The organism is Citrobacter sp. Cpo045, from assembly GCF_030332875.1.
In the GTDB taxonomy this organism is placed as follows: Bacteria; Pseudomonadota; Gammaproteobacteria; order Enterobacterales; family Enterobacteriaceae; genus Citrobacter; species Citrobacter portucalensis.
Genome location: NZ_JAOWGZ010000103.1, coordinates 468,230 through 483,911, shown reverse-complemented (window position 1 = coordinate 483,911; position 15,682 = coordinate 468,230). Strand labels below are relative to the sequence as shown.

Sequence of the window (15,682 nt, the reverse complement as noted above, 5' to 3'; positions counted from 1 at the left end):
CGGAGTTTGCAGCAGGTGGGTGTTTTGTCAAAGATTTCAGTTAATCGGGTGCTGTTGTTACTGGTACTTCTTACCTTCGCGGCGGCAGCGCTGCCTTTCATTAGCTATGCGCCTAATCGCCTGGTCTCCGGTGAGGGGCGCCAACTCTGGGATATCCGGCCCGACATGGCGTGGGGATTGGCAGTAGCCTGTTCGCTGCTGTTTCTTCTGTGCTTTGTACCGGGAAAGCCCGGCAATATATTGACGCTTGTTATTAGCCAGTTGCTGGTTATTGCAGCGCTGGTAACCGCAGGAACAACGGCAACGTATCTGGCCCAGACGGGAAGTCCACTGGCCAGAACCAGCCTGGGCAGCGGGTTCTGGTTGGGGCTAGGACTAATGTTGCTGGCCGCCAGTGACGCCATTCGTCGCATAACCGAGCTGGCATCATGGCGTTGGCTGTTGCACGCGCAAATGTTTATTTTTCCGCTGGTGCTTTTGTTCTCCGGCACGTTTAACGATCTTTCCCTGCTTAAAGAATATGCCAACCGTCAGGATGTCTTCAACGACGCCCTGGCGCAGCATCTGACAATTCTGTTCGCTACCGTGGTGCCCGCGCTGCTTATTGGTGTGCCGTTGGGCATCTGGTGTGCTTTCTCTGTCTCCCGTCAGGGGCCGGTTTTTGCGGTACTGAATGTCATCCAAACCATTCCCTCAGTCGCGCTGTTTGGCCTGTTAATTGCGCCCCTTGCCGGGTTGGTGAAGCACTTTCCTTTGTTGGGTTCGCTCGGCGTCGCCGGGACCGGCCTGACGCCTGCGCTTATTGCGTTAGTGCTGTATGCGCTGTTACCGCTGGTACGTGGCGTTGTGGCTGGATTGAATCAGGTGCCGCGGGATGTACTGGAAAGCGCCCGAGCGATGGGGATGAACACTTTCCAGCGGTTTGTCTCGGTGCAGTTCCCGCTGGCATTGCCAGTCTTCTTGCGCAGTTTACGGGTAGTGATGGTGCAAACGGTGGGAATGGCGGTGATTGCTGCACTGATTGGCGCAGGGGGATTTGGCGCGCTGGTCTTTCAGGGATTGCTCAGTAGCGCCGTCGATTTAGTGTTGCTGGGCGTGATCCCGGTTGTGGTACTGGCGGTATTGATTGATGCGCTGTTTGATTTAGGGCTCGCGCTGCTAGAGGTATCGAATAATGATTGAATTTCGCCATGTCAGTAAAACCTATGGCCAGCAAAAAGCCGTTGACGACCTTAATCTGCGGTTGGGGGAGGGCAGCTTTTCGGTGTTAATTGGCACGTCAGGTTCCGGGAAATCCACCACGCTGAAAATGATCAATCGGCTGGTTGAACATGACAGCGGACAGATTCGCTTTGCCGGGGAAGAGATCCGCAGCCTACCGGTGCTGGAGCTAAGGCGGCGCATGGGATACGCGATTCAGTCTATTGGCTTGTTTCCCCACTGGACCGTCGCGCAGAACATCGCCACGGTGCCGCAGCTACAAAAGTGGTCGCGTTCACGTATTGATGACCGAACAGACGAACTGATGGCGCTGCTGGGTCTTGAGGAAAGTTTGCGCCATCGTTACCCGCATCAGCTGTCTGGCGGGCAACAGCAGCGGGTCGGAGTGGCGCGTGCCCTGGCGGCAGATCCGCAGGTACTGCTGATGGATGAGCCTTTTGGCGCGCTGGATCCGGTCACCCGCGGTGCGCTGCAGCAGGAGATGACGCGTATTCATCGTCTGCTCGGGCGTACCATTGTGCTGGTGACGCATGATATCGACGAGGCGCTAAGGCTGGCGGAGCATCTGGTTCTGATGGATGCAGGAAAGGTAGTGCAGCAAGGCACGCCGCTGTCGATGCTGACAGCACCGGCGAACGAATTCGTGCAAACATTCTTTGGCCGTAGTGAACTGGGCGTACGTCTACTGTCGCTTCGCACGGTAGGGGATTTTATCCGTCGCGGTGAACACACAGCCGGTGAACCGTTGGTAGATGAAATGACGCTGCGTGATGCGTTGTCGATGTTCGTAGCGCGTGGTTGCGACGTCTTGCCGGTCGTGACCCCGCAGGGGTTGTCCTGCGGGACGCTTCATTTTCGTGATTTGCTTTCGGAGATGCCGACCCGTGAAACGTCTTGCTGATCCGTTGTTATGGCTTATTGTCCTGTTTCTGGTCCTGTTAGTTGGGTTGCCTCATAGTCAGGCCTTGTTCAGTGCGCTATTTCCGGCGCTACCGCGTCCCGTGTATCAGCAGGAAAGTTTTGCGGCGCTGGCACTGAGCCATTTTGGCCTGGTGGGGATTTCAAGCCTGATTGCCGTACTTATTGGCACCGGGGCCGGTATAGCGGTAACCCGGCCCTGGGGCGCGGAATTCAGGCCGATGGTGGAAACCATCGCCGCCGTGGGGCAGACCTTTCCGCCAGTTGCTGTGCTGGCGATCGCCGTACCGGTGATGGGATTTGGTCCTGAACCGGCAATTATCGCGTTGATCCTGTATGGTGTATTACCGATCTTGCAGGCAACACTGGCGGGACTCGGCGGAATTTCACCCAGCGTGATGGATATTGCCAGCGGAATGGGCATGAGTCAGAGGCAGCGGCTGCTTAAAGTCGAGTTGCCGCTGGCGGCCCCGGTGATTCTGGCCGGGATTCGCACGTCGGTGATTATTAATATCGGCACCGCAACCATCGCCTCAACCGTCGGGGCAAACACGCTGGGTACGCCGATTATTATCGGGCTGAGTGGGTTCAATACCGCCTATGTGATTCAGGGAGCGCTGCTGGTCGCGCTGGCGGCGGTAATTGTTGATCGCGGGTTTGAGAAATTAGCGAGACATCTTACCCGGCACGTAAAATAAAGGTATAGCCTGCCAGCATGACACCGCCGATACCGCCGATGGCCATCAGCAGGAAGAGGGTAATGACACCGATTTTAGCTGCGCTCATTATGCACTCCTTATGTGAATTCAAGGATTGTACACGTTTGTTAATAGAATATTAAGAGCCTGGATCATTAGGCGTTATTGGCGCAGACAGTTTGAACACGGCCAGCGCGGAAGAACCGGAGCGTACACGTAGTACGTGAGGATTATTCGCTACGCTCACCCTCCGGGCCGCCCTAAAGGGCGTTCAAAACTCTCTGAGTGTTGTCTGAGCACTGCCCAGGTTCGAAATGGCAAGCAAAATAGCCCTAATGGGCCAGGCTCTAAATACCGAGTGGATAAATATCGTGACCCAACGCGCGCCATTCGTTCAGCTGTTGCTGCTGAGCGGGCGTTTGGTTCTCGCCGCACCAGACAAGCAAGGTGCGACCTTCAAACAGCTCCGGTCGCAGTTGGTTCAGCGAATGGGCAAGGACGTCAATGCGCCATCCCTGCTGGCTGGCGACCCAACCTTCCAGCCATAAACGGGTCGTATCCTGAATGTTCCAGCCAACCACCAGAGCATCTTTCCCCTGTTTCTTACGTGCTGAGGCCAGACAAATCGCGATGTAGTTGATCAGTACGCCGTCGAGGATCCCCAGTAACGCCTGCAGGATCGGCTGTTGGCATTGCAGACGTCGGCGTAAAGGAATGAACAAATGGGTGTTGAGCGTTTGTGCGGGATAATCCTGGCCACGCTCTTTGATCCATAGCCTGAGGCTATGCAGATTATTACTTTGCAAATAGCTCAACAGCGTCTCTTGTTGTTCACGCCAACCGTTATGCACATCAATGCTCTCATTGCTGAGCAACATTTTAACCTTGCTGACCTGGACACCGTTGTTTATCCAGCGTTTTATCTCGCGGATCCGGTCGATATCCGCATCGTTAAACAGGCGATGCCCGCCGTCTGTCCGCTGCGGTTTAAGTAATCCGTAACGCCTCTGCCACGCGCGTAAAGTGACAGGGTTGATATCACAAAGCAAAGCCACTTCACCTATTGTGTAAAGCGCCATCGTCGTCTCACTCTTGCTCGCGAGGTCCCAGTTTTACTTTAGACGCTCTTTTGCGAACCAGGTAGTTTTGTCTGTTTTTTGATCTATGAATGGGTGAATTTGTAACCATGCTCGCGCTTTCGAGTGATCGTTCTCACAAATTCGTCTTTTTTTGCAACACTTCAAAGAAAGTTACACCCAGCCCATGTATGTTACGCGCTTTTAAGTGATGTGTGGTTGGCGGGTATGTACGAGTTTAATCTGGTGTTGCTGCTGCTTCAGCAGATGTGTGTGTTCCTCGTTATCGCGTGGCTCATGAGCAAAACGCGTTTGTTTATCCCGCTGATGCAGGTGACTATCCGACTCCCGCATAAACTGCTTTGCTACGTCACCTTTTCCATTTTCTGCATTTTGGGCACCTATTTCGGGCTGCACATTGATGATTCTATTGCCAACACTCGCGCTATAGGCGCGGTGATGGGCGGGCTGCTTGGCGGCCCTGTGGTCGGTGGTTTAGTTGGTCTTACCGGCGGTTTGCATCGTTATTCGATGGGTGGGATGACAGCGCTTAGCTGCATGATCTCGACCATTGTGGAAGGGTTGCTAGGCGGGCTGGTGCACAGCGTGCTCACCCGTCGTGGTCGTACCGATAAAGTCTTTAGTCCGCTGACTGCGGGGGCGATTACCTTTGTCGCCGAACTGGTGCAGATGCTGATCATCTTATTAATTGCCCGTCCGTTTGACGATGCGTTTCGGTTGGTCAGCAATATTGCCGCGCCTATGATGGTAACCAATACCGTGGGCGCCGCCTTGTTTATGCGTATTTTGCTCGATAAACGCGCGATGTTTGAAAAATATACCTCCGCTTTTTCCGCCACAGCACTCAAAGTTGCCGCCTCAACGGAAGGTATTTTACGCCAGGGGTTCAATGAGGTTAACAGCATGAAGGTTGCTCAGGTGCTGTATGAAGAGCTGGATATCGGTGCGGTGGCGATTACCGATCGTGAGAAACTGCTGGCATTTACCGGTATTGGTGACGATCACCATCTACCCGGCAAACCTATTTCATCGTCATATACCCAACGCGCGATTGAAACCGGAGAGGTGGTGTATGCCGATGGAAATGAAGTTCCTTACCGTTGCTCTTTGCACCCGCAATGCAAATTAGGCTCGACGCTGGTGATCCCTCTGCGAGGTGAAAACCAGCGGGTAATGGGGACCATCAAACTGTATGAAGCCAAAAACCGCCTCTTTAGTTCGATCAACCGTACGCTGGGGGAAGGGATCGCCCAACTGCTTTCGGCACAGATTCTGGCCGGGCAGTATGAGCGGCAAAAAGCGATGCTCACGCAGTCGGAAATAAAACTCCTGCACGCCCAGGTCAATCCCCATTTTCTGTTTAATGCACTCAACACCATCAAAGCTGTGATCCGACGCGATAGCGAGCAGGCCAGCCAACTGGTGCAGTATCTGTCGACGTTCTTTCGTAAAAATTTAAAACGCCCGTCGGAAATTGTGACGCTGGCCGATGAAATTGAACACGTTAATGCTTATCTGCAAATTGAAAAGGCACGATTCCAGTCGCGTCTTCAGGTGACCTTGACGGTGCCAGAAGAACTTTCGCATCAGCAATTACCCGCCTTTACTCTGCAACCCATCGTGGAGAATGCCATTAAACACGGTACTTCTCAGTTACTGGATACCGGTGAAGTATCGATTACCGCCCATCGCGAAGGGCAATATCTGATGCTGGATATCGAAGACAATGCCGGGCTGTATCAGCCAACCTCAGAAGCCAGTGGACTGGGTATGAATCTGGTCGATAAACGACTGCGCGAGCGGTTTGGCGATGATTTTGGCATCAGCGTAGCGTGTGAACCTGACCGCTTTACCCGAATCACTTTACGACTTCCTCTGGAGGAACTGGCATGATCAAAGTGCTGATTGTCGATGACGAACCGTTAGCCCGGGAGAATCTGCGGATCCTGTTGCAAGAGCAAAGCGACATCGAGATTGTCGGTGAATGTTCGAATGCGGTGGAAGCCATTGGCGCGGTGCATAAATTGCGTCCGGATGTTCTGTTCCTTGATATTCAGATGCCGCGAATCAGCGGCCTGGAAATGGTTGGCATGCTTGATCCCGAGCATCGTCCGTACATTGTTTTTCTGACCGCCTTTGATGAGTATGCGGTGAAAGCCTTCGAAGAACATGCGTTTGATTATCTGCTCAAGCCGATTGAAGAAGCACGGCTGGAAAAAACGCTAATCCGTTTGCGTCAGGAGCGTACCAAGCAGGATGTATCACTGCTGCCAGAAAATCAGCAGGCACTGAAGTTTATTCCGTGCAGCGGTCATAGTCGGATTTATTTGCTGCAAATGGATGATGTGGCGTTTATCAGCAGTCGCATGAGTGGTGTGTATGTGACGAGCAGCGATGGTAAAGAAGGCTTCACTGAGTTGACGCTCAGGACGCTGGAGAGCCGTACTCCTCTGCTGCGTTGTCATCGGCAATATCTGGTAAATATGGCGCAATTGCAGGAGATCCGTCTGGAAGACAACGGTCAGGCGGAACTGATTTTGCGTAACGGACTGACCGTTCCGGTGAGTCGTCGTTATCTTAAAAGTCTAAAAGAGGCGATTGGACTGTAAAACTGATACACTGCGCGCCATTGCATCACCGACAGTTGAAGGCTCTATGCTAAGTAACGATATTCTTCGTAGCCTGCGCTACACCCTGAAAGCGAACAATAACGACATGGTGCGTATTCTTGCGCTTGCTGACATGGAATCCACCTCCGCAGGTTTCGATACCTGGATGACAAAAGAAGATGAGGCTGGGTTTGTTCGTTGCCCGGATATCATTCTCTCCGGTTTTTTAAACGGCCTGATTTATCATCTGCGTGGTAAAGATGATTCTGCACCGGAACTGGCGCTGGAGCGTCGTGTTAATAACAATACGGTGCTGAAAAAGCTGCGTATCGCCTTTTCGCTGAAAACCGACGATATTCTGGCTATTATGACCGAGCAGAAATTCCGTGTGTCGATGCCGGAAATTACCGCCATGATGCGTGCACCTGATCATAAGAACTATCGCGAATGCGGCGATCAGTTCCTGCGTTATTTTCTGCGTGGTTTGACATCACGGGTACATAACGCGAAGCCATAAAGAAAAAATGGGCGACGCCGATTAAAATCGGGTCGCCGATGGTTTACTTCACTTCTTTAAAACCCGCCGATTCCATTACCGTTTGCATTTGCTTCATGCTGATGTTTTTATCGGCGTTTTCAGATAGCTTCATCCCTGAAATGGCCTGCAACGCTTTTATATCAACTTTTTCCATATCGATAGTGACATTTTCTTGCGCGTAGGTATCTGAATAGGTGAGTTTTTCTTCTATGCCAGGAATGTTCTGATATTTGGCGCTTAATGCGTCGAATACTTTTGCTGCTTCCTCTTTATTGCTGGCACCGACTGACGCATAGCTAATTTTACTTTCGGAGATTTGCTTCAGGACCTTATCACCTTTATAGGTGTAAGAGACGGTGATATCAGAACCATTAATGTTGGCATTGAATGTTTTTGTCTCTTCTTTATCACCACATCCCGCCAGGGAAAAAACCACAATCGATGCCACGGCGAGAGAAAATAATTTTTGTAACGCTTTCATGTAAAACTCCATTTCATGAATATCGGATGTTAAATAATAACGTCCACGAATCTGGTGAGCCCGGACTACCTTGATACCAGAGCAGTATAGAATAAATCTAATATTAACAACGAAGCAGTCCGAAAATGGAGCAGGGGTTAAGATTAGAGGAAGCACTTGCGTAGAAAAAAAAAGCGCTGCGGTTGCAGCGCTTGAGATGTTTGATTTACTTCACCTGTTGGCCTGGTTTTGCACCTTCGTCCGGGCTTAACAGGAAGATATCTTTCCCGCCAGGACCTGCGGCCATCACCATCCCTTCGGAAATGCCGAAGCGCATCTTACGTGGTGCCAGGTTGGCAACCATAATGGTCTGGCGGCCAATCAGGACCTGCGGATCTGGATACGCAGAACGAATACCAGAGAAGACGTTACGTTTCTCACCACCGAGATCCAGCGTCAGACGCAGCAGTTTGTCGGAACCTTCCACGAATTCGGCGTTTTCAATCAGCGCTACACGCAGGTCAACTTTGGCGAAATCGTCAAAGGTGATGGTTTCCTGAATCGGGTCATCAGCCAGCGGGCCGGTAACCGGTGCTGCAGCTGCTTTCACTTCTTCTTTCGACGCCTCAACCAGCGCTTCAACTTGTTTCATGTCGATGCGATTGTACAGCGCTTTAAAGGTGTTGACCTTGTGGCCGAGCAGTGGCTGTTCAATGGCATCCCAGCTCAGTTCGCTGTTCAGGAAAGCTTCAACACGTTCAGCAAGCGTTGGCAGAACCGGTTTCAGGTAGGTCATCAGCACGCGGAACAGGTTGATACCCATCGAGCAGATCGCCTGCAGGTCGGCATCGCGGCCTTCCTGTTTAGCCACGACCCACGGTGCCTGTTCGTCAACGTAGCGGTTTGCCACGTCGGCCAGCGCCATGATTTCACGGATAGCTTTACCAAATTCACGGCTTTCCCATGCTTCGCCAATCACCGCTGCGGCGTCGGTGAAGGTTTTATACAGCGCCGGGTCGGCCAGCTCAGCCGCCAGAATGCCGTCAAAACGCTTAGCAATAAAGCCAGCGTTACGGGATGCCAGGTTGACTACTTTGTTGACGATATCGGCGTTAACGCGCTGGACAAAGTCTTCCAGGTTCAGGTCGATGTCATCAATACGTGAAGAAAGCTTCGCGGTGTAGTAGTAGCGCAAGCTGTCGGCATCGAAGTGCTTCAGCCAGGTGCTGGCCTTAATGAAGGTGCCGCGAGATTTGGACATCTTCGCGCCGTTCACCGTCACATAACCGTGTACGAACAGGTTGGTCGGCTTACGGAAGTTGCTGCCTTCCAGCATGGCAGGCCAGAACAGGCTGTGGAAGTAAACGATATCCTTACCGATGAAGTGATACAGCTCGGCGCCGGAATCTTTCTTCCAGTACTCGTCAAAACTGGTGGTGTCACCGCGCTTATCGCACAGGTTTTTGAATGAACCCATATAGCCAATTGGCGCGTCCAGCCAAACGTAGAAGTACTTGCCAGGCGCATTCGGGATTTCAAAACCGAAGTACGGGGAATCGCGAGAGATATCCCACTGTTGCAGGCCGGATTCGAACCATTCCTGCATTTTGTTGGCGACCTGCTCCTGTAACGCGCCGCTGCGCGTCCACGCCTGCAGCATTTCGCTGAATGACGGCAGATCAAAGAAGAAGTGTTCGGAGTCACGCATCACCGGTGTTGCGCCAGACACGACGGATTTCGGCTCGATAAGTTCGGTCGGGCTGTAGGTTGCGCCGCAGACTTCACAGTTATCGCCGTACTGATCCGGAGACTTACATTTCGGGCAGGTGCCTTTAACAAAACGGTCCGGCAGGAACATGCCTTTTTCCGGATCGTAAAGCTGGGAGATTGTACGGTTCTTAATAAAACCGTTCTCCTTCAGGCGAGTATAAATCAGCTCAGACAACTCACGGTTCTCTTCGCTGTGCGTCGAGTGGTAGTTGTCATAGCTGATGTCAAAACCTGCAAAATCAGTCTGATGCTCCTGACTCATTTCACCGATCATCTGCTCTGGCGTGATCCCAAGCTGCTGTGCTTTCAGCATGATTGGCGTACCGTGTGCGTCGTCCGCGCAGATGAAGTTAACCTGGTGGCCGCGCATTCGCTGGTAACGGACCCAGACATCAGCCTGGATGTGCTCCAGCATATGGCCGAGGTGGATTGAGCCGTTGGCGTACGGCAGCGCGCACGTTACCAGAATTTTCTTCGCGACTTGAGTCATAGTGGGCAATTACTTCTTTTGTAGTGAAAAGGGCTTTGATAGTACCAAAATGGTAATTACTGCGCCAAGCGATAAGGGCATTTATCCGTAAATGAATAATTGTTGCGGTTGGAGTAAACTACCTGGTGACTATTGTATATTCAGAACAACAAAAAGGAGTCGGGATGAACGCACAATCCCAGGCCAAATCACCAGAGACCCTGCGCGCCATGGTTGCCGGGACGCTGGCGAATTTTCAGCATTCAACCCTGAAGCATAATCTGACGACGCTTAAAGCGTTGCACCACGTCGCCTGGATGGATGACACGTTGCACGTTGAGCTGGTCATGCCGTTTGTCTGGCATAGCGCGTTTGAGGACTTAAAAGAGCAATGTAGCGCCGATCTGCTGCGTATTACCGGTGCGAAAGCGATCGACTGGAAACTGTCGCATAACATCGCGACGCTGAAGCGCGTGAAAAACCAGCCGGGTATTAATGGTGTGAAAAACATCATCGCCGTCAGTTCAGGAAAAGGTGGCGTGGGTAAATCCTCTACCGCTGTGAACCTGGCGCTGGCGCTGGCTGCAGAAGGGGCGAAGGTAGGGATTCTGGACGCCGATATTTATGGTCCGTCTATCCCGACAATGCTCGGTGCGGAAAACCAGCGTCCCACTTCGCCGGACGGCACCCATATGGCGCCGATCATGTCTCACGGTCTGGCGACCAACTCCATTGGATATCTGGTCACCGACGATAACGCCATGGTGTGGCGCGGCCCGATGGCCAGTAAAGCGCTGTTGCAGATGCTGCAGGAAACCTTATGGCCGGATCTCGATTATCTGGTACTGGATATGCCGCCGGGCACCGGTGACATCCAGCTGACGCTGGCGCAGAACATCCCGGTAACGGGGGCGGTTGTAGTGACCACGCCGCAGGATATCGCGCTGATCGATGCGAAAAAAGGCATTGTGATGTTCGAAAAAGTCGAAGTGCCGGTGTTGGGTATTGTTGAGAATATGAGTATGCATATTTGCAGCAACTGCGGACATCATGAGCCCATCTTTGGCACCGGTGGCGCGCAGAAACTGGCCGAGCAGTACCACACCCAGTTGCTGGGGCAAATGCCGCTGCATATTTCTCTGCGTGAAGACCTCGATCGCGGTACGCCGACGGTTATCAGCCGTCCAGACAGCGAATTTACCACCATTTACCGTGACCTTGCAGGGCGCGTAGCAGCGCAGCTGTACTGGCAGGGTGAAGTTATTCCGGGCGAGATTGCCTTCCGCGCGGTGTAATTTCTGGCGTTAAAAATTATTCACCGCATCAATGATATATTGATGCGGTGAATATATAAGATGAAGAAAAAATAGAGCATTGTTTACCCTGTCTTAATAAAACATGTTTTTTTCTGAATTAAATCCGATATTCATCATTTAAATTGATCATGCCTATCCTATTGATTTAGTATTTTAATTGGTTTTCGCGTGGTAGCGCACCTATTATTACGCTAAATAACTACCCTGCATGTTAAATCGGGCTTAATACAGGAATGACGTTTAGATGAAAAAAACTTTGTCGCTGGGAATTATAGTTCTGGCTTATGGATTAAGTCTTCCCGCATTGGGAACAGATACCGCAACCTTAACTATTAGCGGCAACGTTGTCGCGCCGACCTGCAGTACCGAAGTGGTAAATGCTCAGCTTCAACAGCGCTGCGGCAACACCACCCACGTTTCCAGTACCGAACAAACTGTTTCATCGGTGGTGAGGGGAGTAACAACGGAACTGGTCGCTGTTCCGGGCAGCGATAATCGTCAAATTATCCTCAACCGCTACGACTAGAATACTCTCTTTCATATAGCCCACATCACTCTCATGAATGATGTGGGCTTTTTTATTTATCTTGAAAATAAATATGAATGGTAAATTACGTTAACTTATTAATTTTGTAAATAAGATTGGTTCCTGACTATTTGTTGTAATTATATTGCATTGAGTAACTTGTCTTAAATCAAAAAAACATTCCGTTTACATTGCGGTAACGATTTAAGCGTGTAGATTCTAGTTACAGGAATAACACCGAGTAACAAATCTAAATATATTGATTAAGGAAGATACTATGAATCGTTCAATTATTGCTGCTGTATTGGCTGGCGTATTTTTGAGTGGTGGGGCTTTTGCTGCTCCTGCAGAGGAACAAGGAACTTTGACAATTACTGGCGAAGTAACAGGTACCGCTTGTCGATTCGATAATGGGAATAATGTTTCTGCAATTGAACTAGGAAATGTACCTGCTTCGGCATTTCAAGGTTACGATGTTGGCGTTGATGTTCCATTTGGCGAAAATGAAGCGACAACACCAATGATTTTGGTATGCGATCCAAACAAAGATGTAATTATTAAAGTTGATGGTGCTGCTTTCGATTATAATGATGTTATCGAAAACACCGTGGCTCAGGGATCTGGTGGTGCTACCGGTGTTGGTTTTAAATTATACCATAAAAATAAGTTAATTGAAAAAGACGGAAACTCAACGCTTGCTATTTCTGATCTTAAATCATTAGGCGATAATAAATATGAGTTGCTTCTTTCTGCGCGGTATGCAAAATCAGCAACTAACGTTTCTGAGGGTAAGGTAAACGGAACTGTAAAACTGATGGTCATCCAGGAATAATGTTATGCCGGCAACCTTGGTTGCCGGCATAAAATAAGGAATGAAAAATGAAGATGCTATGTGCGGTAATCACATTATCAGTTGTTACACCAGTTCATGCAGGGATAGTGATTTATGGCACAAGAGTTATTTACCCCGCGGAAAAAAGTGAAATAACGCTGCAGTTAATGAACCAGGAACAAAATGCCTCTCTGGTTCAGGCCTGGATCGATGATGGTAATACATCATTACCGCCAGAGAAGATTCAGGTTCCCTTTTTATTAACGCCTCCAGTGGTCAGGGTGCCGGGCAATTCAGGTCAACAGCTCAAAATCAAAAAAATGCCCAATACGTTGCCGAAAAATAAAGAGAGCCTGTTTTATCTTAATGTACTGGATATTCCGCCTAATAACCCAGCAAATGCTGGCAAGAATGTTATAAAGTTTGCGATGCAGAATCGTATTAAATTATTTTACCGTCCGTCAGGTATTGCACCAGTTAATAGTGCGACTTTCAAAAAAATAGTTTTGGTACGCAATGGTAAGACTTTTGTCATAAAAAATGACAATGCTAATTGGGTTACGGTAGCTGAGATAAAAGTTGGCAGTGTGAAAATAAATGATAAATCAGTGATGGTCGCACCATTCTCTAGTGAACCCGTCATGGTTAAAAGTAGTAACGCTAACCAATATAAATTAACCATTATCAATGATTATGGCAGCTTTATAAGTGATAGCGTCAGCTTGAAATAACAGGAGCTGATTATGTTAAGGATGACCCCGCTTGCTTCTGCGATATTAATTTCGTTATGGAGTATTACTACCTATGCTGAAGAGACCTTCGATACCAATTTTATGACTGGTGGTATGAAGGGGGCGAAGGTTTCTGATTTCCGTATTGATGATAACCATCCATTGCCAGGGCAGTATGATATTGATATCTATGTCAATGCTCAATGGCGCGGTAAATATGATATTACTGTTAAAGACACCCCTGAAGAAACTTGTCTGTCCCGCGATACGATTTCGCGTTTAGGAATTAATACTGATGAGATCGATAAAACCCAGACATGTCTGACGCTTAAGCAAATGGTTCAAGGAGGAAGCTATAGTTGGAATATAGGAAAATTTCAGTTAAACCTTAGCGTACCCCAGGCTTATGTAGATGAATTGGAAAATGGTTATGTTCCCCCAGAAAACTGGGACCGTGGAATTAATGCTCTTTATACTTCTTATTACCTTAGTCAGTATTACAGCGACTATAAAAATTCTGGTAATAGTAAAAGCACCTATGCTCGTTTTAACAGTGGACTGAATCTGCTGGGCTGGCAGTTACATTCAGATGCCAGCTACACCAAAGCTCAAGACAGTAGCGGTGAGTGGAAAAGTAATACTTTTTACCTTGAGCGTGGGATCTCGCAAATTCTCGGTACTCTGCGTGTCGGGGATATGTACACATCGTCTGATATTTTTGACTCTGTGCGCTTTCGCGGAGTGCGAGTGTACCGTGATATGCAGATGTTACCGAACTCAAGGCAAAACTTTACGCCATTGGTTCAGGGGATTGCACAGAGTAATGCGTTAGTGACTATTGAGCAGAACGGATTTGTGGTTTACCAAAAAGAGGTACCGCCAGGTCCGTTTTCTATCGCTGATTTACAACTGGCGGGCGGTGGTGCTGATCTTGATGTCAGTATTAAAGAGGCCGATGGGTCAGTAACGACCTATCTGGTACCGTTCTCTTCTGTCCCGAATATGCTGCAACCTGGTGTATCCAAATATGATTTTGTCGCTGGTCGCAGCCATATTGAGGGTGCAAGTAACCAAACCGATTTTACCCAGCTAAGTTATCAATATGGGTGGAATAACCTCTTGACGTTATACGCCGGTACGATGCTCGCTGATAACTACAATTCGTTTACGTTAGGGACTGGCTGGAATACCCGAATTGGCGCCATCTCCGTGGATGCGACGCGTTCGCACAGTAAACAAGATAATGGCGATGTATTTGATGGGCAAAGCTATCAAATTGCTTATAATAAATATTTAACACAAACCGCCACTCGTTTTGGCCTTGCTGCCTATCGATACTCATCACGGGATTACCGAACGTTTAACGATCACGTTTGGGCTAATAATAAAGACAGCTATCACCGTGATGAAAATGATGTTTATGACATTGCAGATTATTACCAGAATGATTTTGGCCGTAAAAATAGTTTTTCTGCAAACATCAACCAATCTTTACCAGTCGGCTGGGGGTCTGTATCACTGAGTACACTATGGCGCGATTATTGGGGGCGTAGCGGCAGCAGTAAAGATTATCAGTTGAGTTATTCAAATACATGGCAACGGATCAGTTATACGTTTTCTGCCAGTCAGACTTATGATGAAAATCATCGCGAAGATAAGCGGTTTAACTTTTTTATCTCTATTCCGTTTGAATGGGGAGATGATATAACTTCAAGAAGCCGACGTTTATATGTATCCAATTCAACAACTTTTGATGATGACGGCTTTGCCTCAAATACGACCGGGCTCTCAGGAACGATTGGCGATCGCGACCAGTTTAACTACGGTGTCAACCTGAGTCATCAGCGTCAGGACAGCGAAACAATGGCTGGTGCCAACCTAACGTGGAATGCACCGCTTGCTACGCTAAACGGCAGCTATAGCCAGTCAAATAAATATATGCAAGCCAGCGGCAATATTTCAGGCGGGGTGTTGGCATGGTCTGGCGGAGTGAATTTGGCTAATCGTCTCTCAGATACCTTTGCTATTCTTCAGGCTCCGGGACTGGAAGGGGCCTATGTTAACGGGCAACGATACCGTATCACGAACCATAACGGTGTAGTGTTATACGATACTATTACCCCCTATCGGGAAAATAAACTGATGCTGGATATTTCAAATACGAACAGTGAAACCGAGTTGATGGGGAATCGACACAGTACCTCTCCCTATCGGGGTGCCGTGGTGTTGGTTAAATTTGAGACCGATCAACGTCAGCCATGGTTTATTCGTGCGTTGCGTCCAGATGGTTCACCGCTGACGTTTGGCTATGAAGTTGAAGACAGCCATGGACAAAATATTGGTGTGGTAGGTCAGGGAAGTCAGCTTTTTATTCGTACCAACCAAGTACCGCCGGAGATAAAAGTGGCGGTCGATAAACAACAGGGACTTTCATGCGCAATCACCTTCGATAAAACGATTGATGAAAGTAAAGTTTATATTTGTCGGTGAGGTGATA

General features: G+C 49.2%; 15 protein-coding genes. 11 read left to right on the top strand and 4 right to left on the bottom strand.

Annotated features, from left to right (window positions below; translation table 11 throughout):
* Positions 1–15 precede the first annotated feature (15 nt).
* The 3 genes from OGY13_RS18340 to OGY13_RS18330 are packed head-to-tail and all read left to right on the top strand — an operon-like array spanning position 16 to position 2,837.
* On the top strand, positions 16–1,182 hold the full coding sequence (locus tag OGY13_RS18340; protein WP_286593534.1) for an ABC transporter permease: 1,167 nt from the start codon (positions 16–18) through the stop codon (positions 1,180–1,182).
* Positions 1,175–2,122: an ABC transporter ATP-binding protein gene (locus OGY13_RS18335; protein ID WP_213752571.1), complete on the top strand. Its 948-nt coding sequence runs from the start codon at positions 1,175–1,177 to the stop codon at positions 2,120–2,122. Before OGY13_RS18340 ends, OGY13_RS18335 begins: the two co-directional genes overlap by 8 nt.
* The gene (locus OGY13_RS18330) at positions 2,106–2,837 is read left to right on the top strand and encodes an ABC transporter permease (protein WP_213752572.1); all 732 of its coding nucleotides are present in this window, start codon (positions 2,106–2,108) and stop codon (positions 2,835–2,837) included. The genes OGY13_RS18335 and OGY13_RS18330 overlap by 17 nt, the downstream gene beginning before the upstream one ends.
* Here OGY13_RS18330 and OGY13_RS18325 read toward each other — a convergent pair.
* Together OGY13_RS18325 and mlrA are read right to left on the bottom strand one after the other, a co-directional pair.
* Positions 2,818–2,925 carry a protein YohO gene (locus OGY13_RS18325; RefSeq protein ID WP_003027354.1) on the bottom strand — a complete coding sequence of 36 codons (108 nt, stop codon included), beginning with the start codon at positions 2,923–2,925 and terminating at the stop codon, positions 2,818–2,820. The two genes, OGY13_RS18330 and OGY13_RS18325, sit on opposite strands and share 20 nt — an antisense overlap.
* Positions 2,926–3,184: 259 nt before the next feature.
* A complete protein-coding gene (gene mlrA, locus OGY13_RS18320; protein WP_003027351.1) occupies positions 3,185–3,916 on the bottom strand; it encodes an HTH-type transcriptional regulator MlrA in 732 nt (243 codons plus the stop codon).
* 225 nt (positions 3,917–4,141) lie between these two features.
* Here mlrA and OGY13_RS18315 point away from each other — a divergent pair, with 225 nt between their 5' ends.
* From OGY13_RS18315 to OGY13_RS18305, 3 genes are read left to right on the top strand one after another with little or no spacing between them, the layout of a single operon-like run.
* Positions 4,142–5,827, top strand: a complete 1,686-nt coding sequence (locus tag OGY13_RS18315) for a sensor histidine kinase (RefSeq protein ID WP_020996665.1) — start codon at positions 4,142–4,144, stop codon at positions 5,825–5,827.
* A complete protein-coding gene (gene btsR / locus OGY13_RS18310; protein ID WP_003840155.1) occupies positions 5,824–6,543 on the top strand; it encodes a two-component system response regulator BtsR in 720 nt (239 codons plus the stop codon). The genes OGY13_RS18315 and btsR overlap by 4 nt, the downstream gene beginning before the upstream one ends.
* Before the next feature lie 46 nt (positions 6,544–6,589).
* Entirely contained in the window at positions 6,590–7,060 is a 471-nt protein-coding gene (locus OGY13_RS18305) for a YehS family protein (protein ID WP_003834454.1), read from the top strand.
* Between the two features lie 43 nt (positions 7,061–7,103).
* On the opposite strand, the gene OGY13_RS18300 is transcribed toward OGY13_RS18305, so the two are convergent.
* A complete protein-coding gene (locus OGY13_RS18300; protein WP_071444692.1) occupies positions 7,104–7,562 on the bottom strand; it encodes a YehR family lipoprotein in 459 nt (152 codons plus the stop codon).
* A 205-nt stretch (positions 7,563–7,767) separates the two neighbouring features.
* Positions 7,768–9,801 carry a methionine--tRNA ligase gene (metG, locus tag OGY13_RS18295; protein WP_213752573.1) on the bottom strand — a complete coding sequence of 678 codons (2,034 nt, stop codon included), beginning with the start codon at positions 9,799–9,801 and terminating at the stop codon, positions 7,768–7,770.
* Between the two features lie 164 nt (positions 9,802–9,965).
* Here metG and apbC point away from each other — a divergent pair, with 164 nt between their 5' ends.
* The 5 genes from apbC (at position 9,966) to OGY13_RS18270 (ending at position 15,675) form a co-directional block, all read left to right on the top strand.
* Positions 9,966–11,075 carry an iron-sulfur cluster carrier protein ApbC gene (gene apbC, locus OGY13_RS18290; RefSeq protein ID WP_213752574.1) on the top strand — a complete coding sequence of 370 codons (1,110 nt, stop codon included), beginning with the start codon at positions 9,966–9,968 and terminating at the stop codon, positions 11,073–11,075.
* Positions 11,076–11,340: 265 nt separating this feature from the next.
* Positions 11,341–11,622 (top strand): DUF2574 family protein, encoded by a 282-nt coding sequence (locus OGY13_RS18285; RefSeq protein ID WP_085047890.1) that lies wholly within the window; start codon positions 11,341–11,343, stop codon positions 11,620–11,622.
* Between the two features lie 277 nt (positions 11,623–11,899).
* Positions 11,900–12,454 carry a fimbrial protein gene (locus tag OGY13_RS18280; RefSeq protein ID WP_213752575.1) on the top strand — a complete coding sequence of 185 codons (555 nt, stop codon included), beginning with the start codon at positions 11,900–11,902 and terminating at the stop codon, positions 12,452–12,454.
* Positions 12,455–12,501: 47 nt separating this feature from the next.
* Positions 12,502–13,185, top strand: a complete 684-nt coding sequence (locus OGY13_RS18275; RefSeq protein WP_213752576.1) for a fimbria/pilus periplasmic chaperone — start codon at positions 12,502–12,504, stop codon at positions 13,183–13,185.
* A 12-nt stretch (positions 13,186–13,197) separates the two neighbouring features.
* Positions 13,198–15,675 carry a fimbrial biogenesis outer membrane usher protein gene (locus OGY13_RS18270; protein ID WP_213752577.1) on the top strand — a complete coding sequence of 826 codons (2,478 nt, stop codon included), beginning with the start codon at positions 13,198–13,200 and terminating at the stop codon, positions 15,673–15,675.
* The last annotated feature ends 7 nt before the right edge of the window (positions 15,676–15,682 follow it).